At 54.7% G+C, this 4,672-nt stretch carries 5 protein-coding genes and 1 tRNA gene; 5 read left to right on the top strand and 1 reads right to left on the bottom strand.

Annotated features, from left to right (window positions below):
* Nucleotides 1–238: helix-turn-helix domain-containing protein (locus tag QMM04_RS21000; protein WP_282996934.1), on the top strand; the 238-nt coding region annotated here is incomplete at its 5' end.
* A gap of 46 nt (nt 239–284) precedes the next feature.
* Here QMM04_RS21000 and QMM04_RS21005 read toward each other — a convergent pair.
* Entirely contained in the window at nt 285–878 is a 594-nt protein-coding gene (locus QMM04_RS21005) for an HD domain-containing protein (RefSeq protein ID WP_021507025.1), read from the bottom strand.
* Between the two features lie 60 nt (nt 879–938).
* Here QMM04_RS21005 and QMM04_RS21010 point away from each other — a divergent pair, with 60 nt between their 5' ends.
* The 4 genes from QMM04_RS21010 to QMM04_RS21025 all read left to right on the top strand — a co-directional run bounded on the left by QMM04_RS21010 (nt 939) and on the right by QMM04_RS21025 (nt 4,093).
* Nucleotides 939–1,403, top strand: a complete 465-nt coding sequence (locus QMM04_RS21010) for a MarR family transcriptional regulator (protein ID WP_010616544.1) — start codon at nt 939–941, stop codon at nt 1,401–1,403.
* A 96-nt stretch (nt 1,404–1,499) separates the two neighbouring features.
* The gene (locus QMM04_RS21015) at nt 1,500–1,928 is read left to right on the top strand and encodes an organic hydroperoxide resistance protein (RefSeq protein ID WP_021507024.1); all 429 of its coding nucleotides are present in this window, start codon (nt 1,500–1,502) and stop codon (nt 1,926–1,928) included.
* Between the two features lie 269 nt (nt 1,929–2,197).
* Nucleotides 2,198–3,892, top strand: a complete 1,695-nt coding sequence (gene eptB, locus QMM04_RS21020; protein ID WP_104094238.1) for a kdo(2)-lipid A phosphoethanolamine 7''-transferase — start codon at nt 2,198–2,200, stop codon at nt 3,890–3,892.
* A 124-nt stretch (nt 3,893–4,016) separates the two neighbouring features.
* Nucleotides 4,017–4,093 (top strand) — tRNA-Pro (locus QMM04_RS21025).
* The last annotated feature ends 579 nt before the right edge of the window (nt 4,094–4,672 follow it).

The following is a 4,672-nucleotide window of genomic DNA, read 5'->3' on the forward strand; positions in this document are numbered from 1 at the left end:
ACGTGATGCACAGACTCCCGTATCAGAAATTGCACTCAATACCGTTTCCGTTCCCGAACCGCAGCGTTTACGCGAGATGACCGGCATGCAGGTGGATGAATTCGCCCGCGTGATGGGGGTGAGCGTCTCGTCAGTAAAAAGCTGGGAAGCGCAACGTACGCGCCCATCCGCCACGGCTCGCAAACTGATGAAACTGCTGCAGGCCAATCCGTATCTGGGCCGACAGCTGCTGGAATAACGCCGACTATCGGTTCTCTGTGACCCGCCTGCACGGCGGGTTTTTTTCAGCTTAAACCACCGTATTTCGCCGCCTGTTTGACAAACCAGCTCTCCGGCACGCTGTACGGCGGTTTTGCCAGCTGCGCGATGCCCTGTTCTATGATGTGATTCGCCTGCTGCCACAAACGCCGATCGCCCTGCTGTAACAGCTGAATCTGAATCTGTTTCTCGACCAGGTAAACCCGGGCAAAATTGGGATCGAACTGCACGATGGCACGGGTGTTATCGATGATATCGGCCAGCTTGATGGTTTGCGCTTCGGGCGAGGCTTCGGCAGTGTGGCGAAAGTGTGCCAGCTTACGGGCGGTACGATTTTTCGCCTGCGGCTGGGCGCTGTCGGTAAGCATGTCCACCAGATGTGCAACGCGCGCACCAAAGTGTTCTTCAATATCCTGTAAAGTACTGGCGGTGTCCTCCACCGTGTCGTGCAGCCAGGCGGCAGCGATCATCGCTTCGTCATCGCTGACGCTGCGCACCAGCTCCGCGACGGCAGCCGGATGCACAATATAGGGTTCGTCGGTGTATTTACGACGCTGGCCCGCATCGGCATGTGCCTGCGTGGCATAACGGCGCGCCTGCTCTTCCAGTGAATCACGCATCTTCACACTCCAGGAAAAAGTTGCTTGCAATTATCTAGCGCGCTATCTATATTGAGTCGCATGAACAGTAATCAAGATGACAAAAAAGTGAAGCCTGCGCCACTCCAGCTTGATCAGCATCTGTGTTTCGCGCTCTATTCAGCGAACCTGGCGATGCATAAAGTCTATCGCCAGCTGCTGGCGGCGCTGGAGATCACCTATCCGCAATATCTGGTGATGCTGGTGCTGTGGCATCAGGATGATCTGACGGTATCGGAGATTGGTGAAAAGCTGTTTCTCGATTCGGCCACCCTGACGCCACTGCTGAAACGACTGGAGAGCGCTGGTCTGCTGCGCCGTCAGCGTTCGCGTCAGGATGAGCGCCAGGTCGTGGTTACGCTGACCGACCAGGGACGCGCGCTGCAGGAAAAAGCCGCCAGCATTCCGGAAGCGGTACAGTGCGCGACCGCCTGCGATACCGACACCATGGCGGCGCTGAAACAGCAGCTGGACGATCTGCGCGGCAACCTGAATCGCGCCACCTGAGCATCAGGGATGTCGCTGCGGCGGCATCCTGAGAGTGAAGTTTTCCCTTGTGACTTATAAATAGCACGCGATTATATAACGAATAGTGAGGTTATGATGTCTTTAGAAAAAGTGATTTACACCGCCAAAGCCAAAGCAACCGGTGGCCGCGATGGCCGCGCCACCTCGTCTGATAACGTGCTGGACGTGAAGCTGGGCGTGCCAAAAGAGATGGGCGGCGCGGGCGGCGAGGTGACGAACCCGGAGCAGCTGTTTGCTGCCGGCTACTCTGCCTGCTTCCTCGGCGCGATGAAATTTGTCGCCGGCCGCGACAAAATCGCCATGCCAAAAGACGCGTGGATTGAGGGCGAAGTGGGGATTGGTCCTATCCCCACCGGTTTTGGCATTGAAGCAAAACTGAATATCCATCTGCCAGAGATGGACGCGGCGGAAGCGCAGAAGCTGGTTGATGCGGCACACATTGTTTGTCCGTACTCAAACGCGACGCGCGGCAACATCGACGTGACGCTGAATATCATCAACTAAGTTGATGCATGCATAAAAGGCTCCTGCGGGAGCCTTTTTTATCACGAACACCATCCCGCATCCCATCGAACTAAAGAATTTTCTGGTCTTACCATTGGTTAAATGTTCTACTGCTGCGCTCCGTGCATCATCGTGATTATTTGGGTTCAGATTCGTCCCGATCCTACTCGCCAGGTCACGCTTTTCTGCTACGCAAGCGAACCTTACGCTCTTTGCACAGTCACATTTACGGTTGAAGCATCGACACCAGGTCGGGAACAGAAATTTATATGAATTACATTAAAAGTTTAACGCAGCAAAAGTTGTCGCTTTTGCTGGCGCTCTATCTTGGCATCTTATTGAATTTGCCAATCTTTTATCGCCGTTTTGACGGCTTCTTAACGAAATCCACCGTCACCAACTGGTTATCCGCTGCGGCGGAAGTGACCGCGGCCGTACTGCTGACCTTCTTCCTGATGCGACTGCTGTCGCTGGGTGGCAAATGGTTTTATCGCGTCATCGCCAGCCTGCTGGTGGTGATTTCGGTGGCCGCCGCCTATTACATGGCGTTCTTTAACGTGGTGATCGGTTACGGCATCGTGGCGTCGGTCATGACCACCGATGTCGATCTCTCTAAAGAGGTTATCGGGCTGCACTTTGTATTGTGGATGGTGCTGGTGAGCGCACTGCCGCTGCTGCTGATCTGGCGCAATAACCTGAGCCTGACGCTGATTGAACAGCTGAAAACCCCCGGTCAGCGCCTGAAACCTACAGTGATCCTGCTGCTGAGCGTGGCGCTGGTATGGCTGCCGATTCGCTACTTCGACAAGCTGCAAAAAGCCAATGAAGAGCTCACCAATATCGATCTGCCAAGCTATGGCGGCGTAGTGGCGCACTCTTATCTGCCTTCGAACTGGATCGCGGCGCTGGGCCTGTTCGCCTGGACTAAGGTGGACGAGAAGCTGGACAGCCAGGAGTTGCTCGATCCGGCTAAGAAGTTTACCTATGTGGCGCCGCCTGGCATTGACGATACCTATGTAGTGTTTGTGATTGGCGAGACCACGCGCTGGGATCACATGGGCATGCTGGGCTACAACCGCGATACCACGCCGAAGCTGTCGAAAGAGAAGAATCTGGTGGCATTCCGCGGTGAATCCTGTGATACCGCCACCAAGCTGTCGCTGCGCTGCATGTTTGTGCGCGAGGGCGGCACCATGGATAACCCTGGCCGTACGCTGAAAGAGCAGAACATTTTTGCGGTGATGAAAGAGCTGGGCTTCACCTCCGAGCTGTTCGCCATGCAGAGCGAAGTGTGGTTCTACGACAACGCCGATGTGAATAACTTCTCGTTCCGTGAGCAGATTGGTTCTGAGAAGCGCAATCAGGGCAAAGCGGTGGACGATATGCTGCTGGTACCGGAACTGCAGGCTTCACTGCAGCGCTTCCCGAAAGGCAAGCATCTGGTGGTGTTGCACACGAAAGGTTCGCACTATCTCTATTCGCAGCGTTATCCGCGCGAGTTTGCCCGCTATCAGCCTGAGTGTATAGGCGTGGACGATAAGTGCAGCAAAGCCCAGCTGATTAACGCCTACGACAACTCGATTCTGTATGTCGATACCATGCTGGACAGCGTGCTGGATCAGCTGCGTGATAAGAAGGCGATTGTGTTCTATGCCGCGGACCACGGTGAGTCGATCAGCGAAAATATGCACCTGCACGGTACGCCGCGCGAGATGGCACCGCCGGAGCAGTTCCGCGTGCCGATGATTGTATGGGCGTCTGATAAGTATTTGCAGGACCCGACTAACCGCAGCAACTTTGAGCGCTTACAGGCGCAGCAGCGCGTCGGCAAAACCCATCGTCACGTTGAGTTGTTCGACACCATTTTAGGGTGTCTGGGTTATACCTCGCCGGATGGCGGTATTAAAGCAGCGAATAACTGGTGCCAGGCACCTGCCACTGCCAGCAGTGCGAAAGCGCTGTAATTCGTGCCTGGATCTTATTGAGCAGGCAGGTGTTTAAGGCACTGCTTGCTTTCCAGGCAATCAGGCGGATTTTCGGGAAAAGGGATTGACGCTCTAAAGTCACGGCAGTAATATTCGCCCCCATCGGCGAGTAGCGCAGCTTGGTAGCGCAACTGGTTTGGGACCAGTGGGTCGGAGGTTCGAATCCTCTCTCGCCGACCATCATTCAAGAAACCTGCTTTGCAAAAAGCAGGTTTTTTTTTCGTCTGTCGTATTTGCACTCTCAGGGTGAAATACGCGACCGCTCCGTAAAGACGCTGTCTCGTCCCTGATCGCTCGGCACACGCCATCCATGGCGTGTGACGCTTTACTCCACGGCCCCGCATTCCACCCTTTATCCGGCTTCGGTGATGGTTGAAGGTTTACTGGCTGCCGTTTGGCGTGGCATGACTGATTGCAGCGGTACATATGCCAAAAGGGAAGGGAAGGCCATCAGGAGAGCAAAGCGTCCGCCGCATGGATGCGGCGGTCGAGGCTACAGGGATGTATTTACGCCGCCTTTGCGATCTGATGGCTTTCCCTGAACCAGACTCACATCCCGGCAGCGATCAAGCAAAGTCATCAATTTACGCGTTCCATTAATCATCACCGGGATAAACCGTATTATCCTTCAACACTGCTCTTCATCCCTTGCTGCATCAAAGCACCTCTCTTAATTCGCGACACATTCTGCTTATGACCGGCTTTTGCTTTTTGCTGATTTCTTATGCCATTACCCCAGCATATTTCGCTGCCTGAACG

The sequence above is a fragment of the Pantoea sp. Pa-EAmG genome, assembly GCF_030024295.1.
In the GTDB taxonomy this organism is placed as follows: domain Bacteria; phylum Pseudomonadota; class Gammaproteobacteria; order Enterobacterales; family Enterobacteriaceae; genus Pantoea; species Pantoea dispersa.

Coding starts and splice junctions, on each gene's coding strand:
- QMM04_RS21010 (WP_010616544.1), top strand. CDS start 939: ATGAACAGTAATCAAGATGACAAAAAAGTGAAGCCTGCGCCACTCCAG.
- QMM04_RS21015 (WP_021507024.1), top strand. CDS start 1,500: ATGTCTTTAGAAAAAGTGATTTACACCGCCAAAGCCAAAGCAACCGGT.
- QMM04_RS21005 (WP_021507025.1), bottom strand. CDS start 878: ATGCGTGATTCACTGGAAGAGCAGGCGCGCCGTTATGCCACGCAGGCA.
- eptB (WP_104094238.1), top strand. CDS start 2,198: ATGAATTACATTAAAAGTTTAACGCAGCAAAAGTTGTCGCTTTTGCTG.